This is a genomic window from Leclercia sp. UBA5958 (assembly GCF_002430365.1).
GTDB classification, from domain to species: domain Bacteria; phylum Pseudomonadota; class Gammaproteobacteria; order Enterobacterales; family Enterobacteriaceae; genus Enterobacter; species Enterobacter pneumoniae.
Window position 1 is genome coordinate 562,532 of the sequence record NZ_DJCE01000007.1, and the last position, 13,358, is coordinate 575,889.

Annotated in this window: 11 protein-coding genes; 7 read left to right on the forward strand and 4 right to left on the reverse strand. The window is 57.5% G+C overall.

Going from position 1 to position 13,358, the window contains the following annotated elements; genetic code table 11:
• The first annotated feature begins 9 nt into the window (after positions 1-9).
• The 4 genes from gsiA to gsiD are packed head-to-tail and all read left to right on the forward strand — an operon-like array spanning position 10 to position 5,338.
• Positions 10-1,881: a glutathione ABC transporter ATP-binding protein GsiA gene (gene gsiA / locus B2Q93_RS12095; protein WP_286933186.1), complete on the forward strand. Its 1,872-nt coding sequence runs from the start codon at positions 10-12 to the stop codon at positions 1,879-1,881.
• Between the two features lie 36 nt (positions 1,882-1,917).
• Complete coding sequence (gsiB, locus tag B2Q93_RS12100; RefSeq protein ID WP_212477427.1) at positions 1,918-3,456, forward strand: glutathione ABC transporter substrate-binding protein GsiB; 1,539 nt, start codon at positions 1,918-1,920, stop codon at positions 3,454-3,456.
• Positions 3,457-3,504: 48 nt separating this feature from the next.
• On the forward strand, positions 3,505-4,425 hold the full coding sequence (gene gsiC / locus B2Q93_RS12105) for a glutathione ABC transporter permease GsiC (protein ID WP_040076424.1): 921 nt from the start codon (positions 3,505-3,507) through the stop codon (positions 4,423-4,425).
• 1 nt (position 4,426) lies between these two features.
• A complete protein-coding gene (gene gsiD, locus B2Q93_RS12110) occupies positions 4,427-5,338 on the forward strand; it encodes a glutathione ABC transporter permease GsiD (RefSeq protein WP_040076423.1) in 912 nt (303 codons plus the stop codon).
• 237 nt (positions 5,339-5,575) lie between these two features.
• On the opposite strand, the gene B2Q93_RS12115 is transcribed toward gsiD, so the two are convergent.
• Positions 5,576-6,316: a nitroreductase family protein gene (locus B2Q93_RS12115; protein ID WP_212477430.1), complete on the reverse strand. Its 741-nt coding sequence runs from the start codon at positions 6,314-6,316 to the stop codon at positions 5,576-5,578.
• A 112-nt stretch (positions 6,317-6,428) separates the two neighbouring features.
• Positions 6,429-8,858, reverse strand: coding sequence for a membrane-bound PQQ-dependent dehydrogenase, glucose/quinate/shikimate family (locus tag B2Q93_RS12120; protein WP_286933189.1), 2,430 nt, complete (start codon positions 8,856-8,858; stop codon positions 6,429-6,431).
• Between the two features lie 241 nt (positions 8,859-9,099).
• Here B2Q93_RS12120 and B2Q93_RS12125 point away from each other — a divergent pair, with 241 nt between their 5' ends.
• Complete coding sequence (locus tag B2Q93_RS12125) at positions 9,100-9,537, forward strand: GNAT family N-acetyltransferase (protein ID WP_286933423.1); 438 nt, start codon at positions 9,100-9,102, stop codon at positions 9,535-9,537.
• Between the two features lie 46 nt (positions 9,538-9,583).
• Here the strand turns inward: B2Q93_RS12125 and rimO are convergent, their stop codons facing one another.
• Positions 9,584-10,909, reverse strand: coding sequence for a 30S ribosomal protein S12 methylthiotransferase RimO (rimO, locus tag B2Q93_RS12130; protein ID WP_286933192.1), 1,326 nt, complete (start codon positions 10,907-10,909; stop codon positions 9,584-9,586).
• A gap of 213 nt (positions 10,910-11,122) precedes the next feature.
• Here rimO and bssR point away from each other — a divergent pair, with 213 nt between their 5' ends.
• Together bssR and B2Q93_RS12140 are read left to right on the forward strand one after the other, a co-directional pair.
• A complete protein-coding gene (gene bssR / locus B2Q93_RS12135; protein WP_046886897.1) occupies positions 11,123-11,506 on the forward strand; it encodes a biofilm formation regulator BssR in 384 nt (127 codons plus the stop codon).
• A gap of 106 nt (positions 11,507-11,612) precedes the next feature.
• Positions 11,613-12,731, forward strand: a complete 1,119-nt coding sequence (locus tag B2Q93_RS12140; protein WP_286933197.1) for a PQQ-dependent sugar dehydrogenase — start codon at positions 11,613-11,615, stop codon at positions 12,729-12,731.
• Here the strand turns inward: B2Q93_RS12140 and B2Q93_RS12145 are convergent, their stop codons facing one another.
• Entirely contained in the window at positions 12,732-13,358 is a 627-nt protein-coding gene (locus B2Q93_RS12145; RefSeq protein ID WP_046886895.1) for a glutathione S-transferase family protein, read from the reverse strand.

Here is a 13,358-nt window from a genome sequence, read left to right on the forward strand (position 1 = left end):
GGGTATCAGGTGCCGCACAGTGATGAATTGGATCAGCAGCAGGTGCTGTCCGTTCGCAACCTGAATGTCGCGTTTCCTGAAGAGCGGCAGATGATCCCGGCAGTTAAAAACCTCTCGTTAACCCTGAAACGCGGCGAGACGCTGGCCATTGTAGGGGAATCGGGCTCGGGAAAATCGGTTTCCGCCCTCTCGTTAATGCGCCTGATTGAGCAGGCCGGCGGCGTGCTGACCTGCGACCAACTGCTGCTTCGCCGCCGTAATGGCTTGGTGAGCGATCTCGCCGGGCTGAGCCAGTCGCAGATGCGCGACGTGCGCGGTGCGGATATGGCCATGATTTTTCAGGAACCGATGACCTCTCTCAATCCGGTGTTCCCGGTGGGGGAACAGATTGCCGAGTCCATTCGCCTGCACCAGGGGCTGAATGGCGAGCAGGCGCTGGAAGAGGCCAGACGGATGTTAGAACAGGTGCGTATTCCGCAGGCGCAGACTATTCTCTCCCGCTATCCGCATCAGCTCTCTGGCGGTATGCGCCAGCGCGTGATGATCGCGATGGCCCTCTCGTGTCGCCCGGCGGTGCTCATTGCCGACGAGCCGACCACTGCGCTGGATGTCACCATTCAGGCGCAAATTCTGCAGCTGATTAAAGTGTTGCAGCAAGAGATGGCGATGGGGGTGATCTTCATCACCCACGATATGGGCGTGGTGGCCGATATTGCCGATCGCGTGCTGGTGATGTATCAGGGCGAGGCGGTGGAGACCGGCAGCGTAGAGCAAATTTTTCATGATCCCCAGCACCCTTATACCCGTGCCCTGCTGACAGCGGTACCGCGCCTTGGGGCGATGAACGGCAGCAATCTGCCACGCCGTTTTCCGCTGATTTCCCTGAAAAACGGAGGCCAGCAGGAGGCTGAAACCGAGCAGGACACCGTGATGCCAGGGCATCCCATTCTGCAGGTGCGCGATCTGGTAACCCGCTTCCCCCTGCGCGGGGGGCTCTTCAACCGCGTCAAACGCGAAGTGCACGCGGTCGAAAACGTGAGCTTCGATCTCTGGCCTGGCGAAACCTTATCGCTGGTGGGAGAGTCCGGCAGCGGCAAATCAACCACTGGCCGGGCATTGCTGCGGCTGGTGGAGGCGCAGGAGGGGACCATCACCTTCAACGGTGAGCGAATCGATACCCTGGAAGCGAGCAGGCTGCAGCCGCTGCGCCGGGATATTCAGTATATTTTTCAGGATCCCTACGCCTCGCTCGATCCCCGCCAGACGGTGGGCTATTCGATCATGGAGCCGCTGCGGGTGCATAAGATGCTTGAGGGGGAGGCCGCGCAGCGTCGGGTGGCCTGGCTGCTGGAGCGGGTGGGTCTTAAGCCAGAACATGCCTGGCGTTACCCGCATGAGTTTTCAGGCGGACAGCGACAGCGAATCTGCATCGCGCGTGCGCTGGCGCTCAACCCGAAGGTAGTGATTGCCGACGAGGCGGTTTCGGCGCTGGATGTCTCTATTCGGGCGCAGATTATTAACCTGCTGCTCGACCTGCAGCGAGAGATGGGCATCGCTTTTCTCTTTATTTCGCATGACATGGCGGTCGTAGAGCGCATCAGCCACCGGGTGGCGGTGATGTATCTCGGACAGATTGTGGAGATTGGGCCGCGTCGGGCAGTGTTTGAAAATCCGCAGCACCCCTATACCCGCAAACTGATGGCGGCGGTGCCGGTGGCCGATCCGGCCCATCGTCGCCCGCAGCGGGTACTGCTGCAAGATGAGCTACCCGGCAATATTCGCAAGCGGGGAGAGTTCACCGAGCGGGTGACATTGCGCGAGGTGAGCCCCGGCCATTTTGTGGCGTTACCGCCGCAGGGTAATGCGGTTTCACGGTTATAACAGACGACAGACAGCAGGGAACAACAGGAGAATACCATGACCAAATTTGTTGCTCGCACATGGCTGTTAGCCGCGAGCGTAACGGCAGCGCTGGCTGCCGCGCCAGCCTGGGCGGCTAAAGATGTAGTGGTGGCCGTGGCCTCCAATTTTACGACGCTTGATCCCTATGACGCTAACGACACCCTGTCGCAGGCGGTAGCGAAGTCGTTTTATCAGGGGTTGTTTGGCCTGGATAAAGAGATGAAGCTAAAAAACGTCCTGGCAGAGGGCTATACCGTCTCTGACGACGGGCTGGTCTACACCATCAAGCTGCGCAGCGGCGTGAAGTTTCAGGACGGCACTGATTTTAACGCTGAGGCGGTGAAGGCGAACCTCGATCGCGCCAGCGATCCGGCTAACAGCCTGAAGCGCTACAACCTGTACAAGAATATCGCCAGCACCGAGGCGGTGGATGCCACCACGGTGAAAATCACCCTTAAAGAGCCGTTCTCAGCCTTTATCAATATTCTGGCGCACCCGGCGACGGCGATGATCTCTCCGGCCGCGCTGAAGAAATATGGCAAAGAGATCGGTTTTCACCCGGTGGGTACCGGCCCGTATGAGCTGGACACCTGGAACCAGACCGATTTCGTGAAGGTGAAGAAATTCGCCGGATACTGGCAGAAAGGGCTACCGAAGCTGGACACCATTACCTGGCGTCCGGTGGTGGATAACAACACCCGTGCGGCGATGCTGCAAACCGGTGAAGCGCAGTTTGCTTTCCCGATCCCTTATGAGCAGGCGGCGATCCTCGCAAAAAACAGCAAACTGGCGCTGGTGGCCAGCCCGTCAATCATGCAGCGCTATATCAGCATGAACGTGACGCAAAAGCCGTTCGACAACCCCAAAGTGCGTGAAGCCATCAACTATGCCATCAACCGTCAGGCGTTGGTGAAGGTCGCCTTTGCCGGTTATGCCACGCCGGCAACCGGCGTGCTGCCTCCGTCGATCGCCTTTTCCCAAAGCTATCAGCCCTGGCCATACGATCCGGCAAAAGCGCGGGAGCTGCTGAAAGAGGCCGGTTATCCGAACGGCTTTAGCACCACCCTCTGGTCCTCGCATAATCACAGTACCGCGCAGAAGGTGTTGCAGTTTACTCAGCAGCAGCTGGCGCAGGTGGGCATTAAAGTCCAGGTTACCGCCATGGACGCCGGACAGCGTGCGGCAGAAGTGGAAGGTAAAGGGCAGAAAGAGAGCGGCGTGAGAATGTTCTACACCGGCTGGTCTGCTTCTACCGGCGAGGCTGACTGGGCGTTATCACCGCTGTTTGCTTCACAAAACTGGCCGCCGACCCTCTTCAATACGGCGTTTTACAGTAATCCGCAGGTGGATAAAGATCTGACCGATGCGCTGAAAACGACCAACGCAGAAGAGAAAGCCCGCCTCTACAAGGATGCGCAGGATACCATCTGGAAAGAGTCGCCGTGGGTACCGCTGGTGGTAGAGAAGCTGGTTTCGGCGCATAACAAGGCGCTGACCGGGTTCTACATCATGCCGGATACCGGGTTTAGCTTTGACGACGCCGATTTAAAATAAAGCACTCACTCCTGCGGGCGTTGCGCCCGCAGGATGAGAGGAATGTGCATGCTGAATTATGTGATTAAACGCTTGCTGGGTCTGCTGCCTACGCTACTGATCGTGGCGGTACTGGTCTTTTTATTCGTGCATATCCTGCCGGGCGATCCGGCGCGATTGATTGCCGGACCCGAGGCGGATGCCACGGTGATTGACCTGGTGCGTAAACAGCTGGGGCTGGATCAACCGCTGTATGTGCAGTTCTGGCACTACATGGTGAATGTACTGCAGGGGGATTTTGGCACCTCGATGGTGTCACGGCGTCCGGTTGTCGACGAGATTGCCAGCCGCTTTATGCCCACCTTCTGGCTGACTATCACCAGCATGCTGTGGGCGATGCTATTCGGGCTGGGCGCCGGTATTGTCGCTGCCGTCTGGCGTAACCGCTGGCCAGACAGGTTGGGAATGGCGCTGGCAGTCACCGGTATCTCGTTTCCGGCGTTTGCGCTGGGGATGCTGTTGATGCAGATTTTCTCCGTTGAGTTGGGCTGGTTGCCTACGGTGGGCGCCGATACCTGGAAACATTACGTTCTGCCTTCTGTTACGCTCGGGGCCGCGGTGGCGGCGGTGATGGCGCGCTTTACCCGCGCCTCGTTCGTCGATGTCCTTAACGAAGACTATATGCGTACAGCGCGGGCCAAAGGGGTAAGCGAAAAGTGGGTTATCCTCAAGCACGGACTGCGCAACGCCATGATCCCGGTGGTGACCATGATGGGGCTGCAGTTCGGCTTCCTGCTGGGCGGCTCGATTGTGGTTGAAAAAGTCTTCAACTGGCCAGGGTTAGGACGCCTGCTGGTCGATTCGGTGGAGATGCGTGACTACCCGGTGATTCAGGCGGAAGTGCTGCTCTTTTCCCTGGAGTTTATCCTCATTAACTTAGTGGTGGACGTGCTCTACGCCGCCATTAATCCGGCTATCAGGTACAAATAAGATGCGATTGTTAAACTGGCGCCGACAGGCCGTTCTGAACGCAATGCCTGGGCTGAAGCCAGACCGGATCCGCACCCCGTGGTTTGAATTCTGGCGTCGTTTTCGCCGCCAGCCGGTGGCGATGATCGCCGGGCTGTTTGTGCTGCTGCTGATTGCCGTGGCGGTGCTGGCGCCGTGGATTGCCCCTTTCGATGCGGAAAACTACTTCGATTACGATCGCCTTAACGATGGCCCGTCGATGATGCATTGGTTCGGTGTGGATTCGCTCGGGCGCGATATTTTTAGCCGCGTGCTGCTCGGGGCGCAGATCTCTCTGGCAGCGGGGGTCTTCGCGGTACTGATTGGCGCGGCGATCGGCACCGTACTGGGGCTGCTGGCAGGGTATTACGAAGGCTGGTGGGATCGGCTCATCATGCGCATTTGCGACGTGTTGTTTGCTTTCCCCGGCATTCTGCTGGCGATTGCGGTGGTGGCGGTGATGGGCAGCGGTATGGCTAATGTCATCATTGCCGTGGCGGTATTCTCCATACCGGCCTTTGCCCGACTGGTGCGCGGCAATACGCTGGTACTGAAGCAGCAGACATTTATCGAATCGGCGCGCAGCATGGGCGCCAGCGATGCCAATATCCTCTTCAATCACATCCTGCCGGGCACCGTCTCGTCGATCGTGGTCTACTTCACCATGCGTATCGGGGTGTCAATTATCTCGGCGGCCAGCTTGTCGTTCCTCGGACTGGGTGCGCAACCGCCTACCCCGGAGTGGGGGGCGATGCTGAATGAAGCGCGGGCAGATATGGTGATTGCGCCCCACGTTGCGCTCTTCCCCAGTATGGCTATTTTTCTCACCGTGCTGGCGTTCAACCTGCTGGGCGATGGGCTGCGCGATGCGCTGGATCCGAGGATTAAGGGCTAATCTGTAAGTAAAATGCGGGATTTGTGCCAGGCTAAATACTTTTCACTGTAATGAAAGGAGACCCGTTATGAAAATCTGGATCGTGCTTAGCCTCGCGGCAGCGGTAAGTTGCTCTGTTATGGCCTCGAAAGGGGGATTTGAATCCCAGCCCCAGACGCAGGTTGCCGACACGCGCTAAGCCTTCAGTTAACGTCAGTCTCTGTACGAAAAAGCCATCCCGTCGGGATGGCTTTTTGTTTATTTATCGACGCCGAAGCCTTGCTTCACAATCGCCGGCAGCACATCCGGGAAGTAGATATGCTTGTAATAACCGCTCACGCTTTCGCTCCAGGTTTCACCGTCGGGGCGGTTGATGGCCTGCCAGTGCGCCGTCATCTGTTGGTTATACTGCGCAATCTTCTCTTCCAGCCCTGCGGTAACGTAAGTCTCATCGTGACGGAAGGTCTCGAGCGGAAGACGTGGTTTGTGATGGGAGGGAACATCAACATGGCCAATCACCACGCCCGCCACCGGGAAGGTGTGTTCCGGCAGTTCGAGCAGATCAATCAACGCCTGCGGACGCAGACGGATACCGCCAATAGGGACAATACCCAGCCCTTCAGAGCGGGCCGCCGCCATGACTGAGCCCAGCGCGATGCCTACGTCGGTTGCGCCAGCAACGAGGCTCTCGATACTTTGATGTGCCACCTGCTCCTGGCCTGCCAGCTGCATGCCCACCTGGGTTTTATACATATCCAGCACGAAGGTGATAAACACCGGCGCTTTAGCTATCCACGGCTGGCCGCCCGCAATCTGGGCAATCTGCGCACGTTTTTGCGCATCGCGCGTCACGACAACGGAAACCTGCTGGGAATGTACGGAAGTGGGTGCACGGTATGCGGTGCTGATAATGCGCTCGAGCGTGGCGTCATCAACGGCCTGGTCGGTGAAGCTGCGTTCGCTTTTATGGTCGTTAAAGAGATCGATAATCGTATTCATAGTGTCTCCGGTGTGAAGAGCAAGAGACTACCAGCCTGCTGAGGTTTTCCCTTTAACACTCTTTGCGGTATGCAGGCCCAGCCCTCCCCGCAGGGAGGGCTGGGGTTACCGGTTACGGCAGTTTATAAGCAATCACATAGTCGCCGCGATCCGGCGAGTTACGTGCGCCGCCTGCGGTGATCAGCAGATACTGCTTACCGTCCACCGGCGATTTATAGCTGATAGGGGTGCTCTGGCTGCCAACCGGCAGACGGGCTTTCCACACCTCTTTACCGTTGGCGGTATCGAACGCACGCAGGTAGTAATCCTGCGTTGATGCGATAAATACCAGACCTCCCTGGGTCGCCAGGGTACCACCAATGGTTGGCATGCCGATAGGGATTGGCAGCCCCATCTTCACGCCAAACGGACCGGTGTCCTTCACGGTACCTACCGGCACCTGCCAGGCGATCTTCTGGGTTTTCAGGTCGACAGCGGTCAGGGTACCGAACGGCGGTTTCTGGCATGGGATCTCAATAGGCGACATAAAACGTACTTTGGCGTTAATGGCGTAAGGAGTGCCCGCCAGCGGCACCGGACGGCTGATGGCGGCCGCTTCGTTACCGTCGTTTTTCGCGCCCTGAATTTCAGGGGAGGCCGGGATCAGTTGCACTTCCAGCCCGACGCGCATGTCGTTAATAAAGAGATACTGGTTCACCGGATCGAGAGACAATCCGCCCCAGTTCATTCCCCCCAGGGAGCCTGGCAAGTTCAGGGAGGGGTCATCACCCGGCGGCGTGAACAGGCCGTTGTAACGCTTCGATTTAAACTGAATACGGCACAGCAGCTGATCGAACGGCGTTGCGCCCCACATGTCAGACTCTTTCAGCACATCCGCGCCGATGGACGGCATGCCGACGGAGAAGGGCTGGGTCGGAGAGTAGTTCTCTTTCGGGATCTGGCCCTGGGTGACCTTACGCTCTTCAACTTTGGTCAGCGGCTTGCCGGTCGCGCGATCAAGCACAAACAGCTGCCCGGATTTGGTGCCGAAAATCAGCGCCGGAGTGGTTTTACCCTTGTCGGTAGGGAAGTCAGAGAAGGTAGGCTGCATCGGGACATCAAAGTCCCACAGATCGTTATGAACGGTCTGGTAAACCCATTTCACCTTGCCGGTGCTGGCGTCGACGGCCACCATCGAGGCACCAAACTTACGATCCAGCGCGTTATGTTTCACGCCCCACAGGTCAACCGCCGCGCTGCCGGTAGGCATAAATACGGTGTTGGACTGCGGATCGTAAGACATCGGCGCCCAGACGTTCGGGGTTGAGCGGGTGAACGTTTCGCCCGCAGCAGGCGCCTGCTGGTCATCCGGCTTACCGGGATCGAATGCCCAGCGCAGCTGGCCGGTGATCACGTCGAAGCCGCGCACCACACCGCCTGGCATATCGGTCGCCACGTTATCGGCCACACGGCCGCCCACCACGATGGTGGTTCCGGCCAACGTTGGGGCTGAGGTAGGGTAGTACTGACCGGTATCGGCACCTTTACCCATCTGCGCGCTTAAGCTCACGCGACCATGGTGACCAAAGTCTTCGCAGAACGCGCCGGTATCGGCATCCAGCGCAATCAGCTCTGGCGTCACGCTGTTCATGATAATACGGCGTTGACACTGGGCATCGGCATACAGGGAGACGGTAGCAACCGGCGAGGAGTCTGGCAGCGTAGGCTGCTGCAGCGGGGCGTTGGCATCAAAGTACGCCAGGCCGCGACAACGCATCCACTTCTTCTGCGTGGCGTTGATTTCGGTTTTCCATAACGCTTTGCCGGTGGTTGCGTCTACGGCAATCACGTTGTTGTGCGGCGTACAGAGGAAGAGTTTATTGCCAATCTGCAGCGGGGTTTGCTGATCTTCAGCGCCGCCGCCGTTCGGGCTCAGCGGAATATCCCCCGTACGGTACGTCCAGGCCACCTGCAGATTTTTTACGTTATCACGGGTGATCTGGTCCAGGGCCACAAAGCGCGATGCGCCCGGCGTGTTGCCATAATTTGCCCAGTTAACCTGTTCTTCACCGGGTTTCACTTTCGTCAGCGGCAGTGTCGCGCCCGATGCGCTCACCGGATCGTGGGGAACAAACATGCCCGCAACGGTACCGGCGAAGGCCACCACCAGAACGGCGGTGATGGCGGCCGTCCCTTTCCAGCACGGCTTTTTGCCTGCCCGGCGTAACAGCAATGGCAAAGAGAGCGCCACCAGGATGGCGATACCGGTCAGGGTCAACAGGCGTGATACCAGCGGCCAGAAGTCGATGCCCACGTCCGCTAATGCCCAGATGAGGGTTCCTGCCAGAACCACAAAATAGAGAAGGGCACCGCTGACCCGCTGGCGGACAATCTGGATAGCCGAGAGTATCAGGCCGCACCCGGCGATAAGGAAGTAAGGGCTCCCTTTTAAACTGACCAGTTCCCAGCCATACCAGGCGAAGAAGAGCCCCATCGCCAGAATGATGAGACCTAAAACCCCTAACCAGGCCGCAGCAGGTTTGGGAATATTTTGCACGGACATACTTTTACCCTGTTGGTTATAAAAATGAGGTACCAAAAAAACGCGTGACACAAATGCTCATTGTGTGAGTGATTTTAATCAAAAGTGAGGTTTTATAATCGAAAGCGCGAAATTGTACAACAGTGAAATAACAATGTGGTTACCAGAATTCGCTTTCATTCAAAAGTTTCGCCGCTGTTTACCTACCGTTTAAGCTGGCAGTATCATGGCCCTCTCTTTGGCACAGCAGGAACAGAAAACGATGGTGAAGGTACGCGAAGCGAAGGCAGAAGATTACGCAGCATGGTTATCGCTCTGGAAGGGCTATCTGGCGTTTTATGGCTCTGAACTGGATGACGCCGTGATGCTGGCGACCTGGCGTCGGGTACTTTCCGCAGAGTCGGGCATGATCTGCCGGATCGCCGAAAGCGAAGGTCAGGTGGTGGGGTTCGCTATTTGCGTGCTGCATGAAGGCACCTGGGTCACTACTCCGCTGTGCTATCTGGAAGATCTCTATGTTGATGCGTCGATGCGCGGTCAGGGTGCGGGCAGGGCATTGATCGAGGCGGTCATTGACGAAGCGCGGGAAAAAGGGTGGTCGAAGGTCTACTGGGTTACGCGAGAGGGTAATCCGGCGAGGGCGCTGTACGACAAGCTGGCCACGGTGGATGACTACGTGCGCTACCGGATAACGATTTAAGAGTGATTAATGGCCCTCTCCCGGCTGGAGAGGGCAAGAGCAAAGGTTAAACCCGGCTACCCCACAGGTCATACTCGTCCGCGTTTTCAACTTTAACGCGAATAATATCACCCGGTTTCACCTTCGTTTCACCGTTCAGGTAGACCGCGCCGTCGATTTCCGGTGCATCGGCCATGCTGCGGCCAATGGCGCCTTCTTCGTCCACTTCGTCAATGATGACCAGGATTTCGCGGCCCACTTTCTCCTGCAGGCGCTCGGCAGAGATCTGCTGTTGCAACTGCATAAAGCGATTCCAGCGCTCCTCTTTCACCTCTTCCGGCACCTGATCCGCCAGCTCGTTAGCCGTTGCACCTTCGACCGGGCTGTACTTGAAGCAGCCTACACGGTCCAGACGGGCCTCTTTCAGGAAGTCGAGCAGCATCTGGAAATCTTCTTCGGTTTCACCCGGGAAGCCCACGATAAAGGTCGAGCGCAGGGTCAGTTCCGGACAGATTTCGCGCCACTGTTTGATGCGCGCCAGCTGGCGGTCAACGGAGCCAGGGCGCTTCATCAGCTTCAGGATACGCGGGCTGGCGTGCTGCAGCGGAATATCCAGATACGGCAGGATTTTGCCTTCGGCCATCAGCGGGATCACGTCATCGACGTGCGGGTAAGGATAGACATAGTGCAGACGCGTCCAGATACCCAGTTTCGCCAGCTGTTCGCACAGACCCACCATGCTGGTCTTCACCGGCTCGCCGTTATGGAAGCCCGAACGGTGCTTCACATCCACGCCGTAGGCGGAGGTATCCTGCGAGATCACCAGCAGCTCTTTCACGCCCGCATCGGCCAGACGCTTCGCTTCCGCCAGCACTTCGCCAATCGGGCGGCTCACCAGATCGCCACGCATGGACGGGATGATGCAGAACGTGCAGCGATGGTTGCAGCCTTCAGAGATTTTCAGGTAGGCGTAGTGACGCGGGGTCAGCTTCACCCCCTGTTCCGGCACCAGGCTCAGGAACGGGTTGTGCTTCGGTTTCGGCACGTAGTGGTGAACGTGCTCCAGCACCTGCTCATAGCTGTGCGGCCCGGTGATCTCCAGAACCTTTGGATGCACTTCGCGGATCTGGTCCACTTTGGCGCCCAGGCAGCCGGTCACGATCACTTTGCCGTTTTCGGTGAGGGCTTCACCGATGGCTTCGAGGGATTCCTGCACGGCGCTGTCAATGAAGCCACAGGTATTCACGATAACCATATCGGCATTGTCATAGCTCGGCACCACATCATAGCCTTCGGTACGAAGCTCAGTGAGGATGCGTTCTGAATCCACCAGGTTTTTTGGGCAGCCCAGGGAGACGAAGCCGATTTTCGGCGGGTGGCTAACATTGCTCATAGATTAAAAAGTAGTCAGTTATAGGATTCTCAGGGCAGGGATTGTACAGCGTTCCACAGGCTATTTATAGCGATCTGTGCAGGCTACTTATCGGCCAGGTTGTAACATTGTAAATAATGTTAATTCGTTAATATTTATTGACCTGAAACATTAATTTGTACAAAAAACAGCCATAATCTAACTGGGCACATAGCTGACAAAGGGGGGAAAAGCATGTCCGTTGACAGACTCAAACGCGATCTTCTGAGCAAACTGATTAACGCCCGCATCGATCTGGACACCTATTTGACGCTAAGGAAAGCGAAAGGGTATATGTCAGTCAGCGAAAGCGACCATCTGCGAGATAACTTCTTCGAACTTTGTAATCACATGCGTGAGAAAGCGCCTCTTTTGCGTGAGCACTGCAGCGCTGAGGAGCAGGCGGTACTGTACCGCGCTGCGCAGTCGCTCTCTGCCGTAGGCGTTTGCATGATGACCGGGGGACACGACTGCCCCACTTTTATCGCCGTTAACGCAGAGAAGCTGGAGGTCTGTTTGACAGATTTAACCCGCTGTATTCAGTCTCTGAAGACGCAGCAACCGCTCAATCAGAATTAAGCCCCGGGGGAGGCCACTCCCCCTTATGTTTAAGTTTATGTAAAAGTGTTAACGCCCCTGCGCTATCTGGCTAATCTTTAAGCCATACGTCGAAAAGGAGTGCGTTATGCGTCGATCTTCGCTTATTTTACTGCCATTCATGCTGGTCTCCACCGCTGTGCTTGCCGCGCCTGCTGAAGTGAAAGTGGATGTGCTGCAAAACAAACTCGATCACCCCTGGTCGCTCGCTTTCCTGCCCCAGAATCAGGGCATGTTAATCACCCTGAAGGACGGTCAGCTCAAACGCTGGCAGGCCGGAAAAGGCCTCTCCGACCCGATTGTTGGCTTGCCTGACGTCTGGGCTAAGGGGCAGGGCGGCCTGCTGGATGTGGTGCTGGCGCCGGACTTCGAAAGCTCGCGGCGGGTGTGGCTCAGCTATGCCGAGGCCGGGAGTGACGGTAAAGCCGGAACCGCCGTAGGCTACGGGCGCTTAAGCGACGATTTCTCTCGTCTGGAGGCCTTTAAGGTGGTCTTCCGCCAGCAGCCGAAGCTCTCGACGGGCAACCACTTTGGCGGCAGGCTGGTCTTTGATGGCAAAGGCTATCTCTTTATCGGTCTGGGCGAGAACAACCAGCGTCCCACGGCGCAAGAGCTGGATAAATTGCAGGGTAAGGTTGTGCGGCTCACCGACGAGGGCGAGATCCCCAATGACAACCCCTTCGTAAATACCTCGGGCGCACGTCCGGAGATCTGGTCTTACGGTATCCGCAACCCGCAGGGCATGGCGATGAACCCCTGGAGCGACACGCTATGGCTCAATGAGCATGGCCCGCGCGGCGGCGATGAGATCAACATTCCAGAGAGGGGTAAAAACTACGGCTGGCCGCTGGCGACCCACGGTATTAATTACAGTGGCCTGAAGATCCCTGAAGCGAAGGGTGAGCACGTCGAGGGTACTGAGCCGCCGCTGTTTGTCTGGAAAAAATCCCCGGCCCTGAGCGGGATGGCTTTCTACAACAGCGATGTTTTCCCGCAGTGGAAGAACAAACTCTTTATTGGTGCGCTGAAAGAGAAAGACGTGATTGTCATGACGGTAAATGGCAACAAGGTCACGGAAGAGGGGCGGATTCTGGGGGAGAGGGATCAACGCATTCGTGATGTGCGGGTCGGCCCGGACGGCTACCTATATGTGCTGACGGATGAAACGGACGGGCAACTGCTGAAAGTTAGCCCGTCCGGTACCTGATTAGCTCACCGGGATCATGACCACTTTGCGGTAGGCAGGTCGCTCACTTAGGGCGGCCATCCAGCGTTCGAGGTGGGGGCGCGGCGTCCAGCTAAGGCCGATGTTGGTCAGGTTCCAGACAAAAGGCGCGACGGCGATATCCCCCAGACCGAAGGCGTCACCGGAGAGCCATGGCCCGGCGGCCAGCGTCTCATCCAGCATGGCAAACAGTCCTTCGAGGGTCTGCTTTGCCGCCTCAATGGCAGCGTGGTCGCGCTCAGCTTCTGGCGTTCTCACCAGCCCCATCAGCACCACCCGGTGCGCAGGGGAGAGGGTCTGGTTGGCCCAGTCCATCCATTTCTCGCCGATCGCGCGGGCGGCCGGGGCATCAATCCATAGCCGGTTAAGCCCATACTGTGCGGCCAGGTAGCGGACGATGGTGTTTGACTCCCACAGCGTGACGTGGGTTTCGTCGTCTCGCAGCAGCGGCACCAGCCCGTTTGGGTTCATCGCCAGGTACTCCGCCTCCTGGTTCACGCCATACTGCAAACCGGCCATGATCTGGTTGAACGGTAAATCGAGCTCCTCCAGCGTCCAGAGCACTTTTTTGACGTTGGTTGAGTTATTTCTGCCCCACAGCGTAATCAT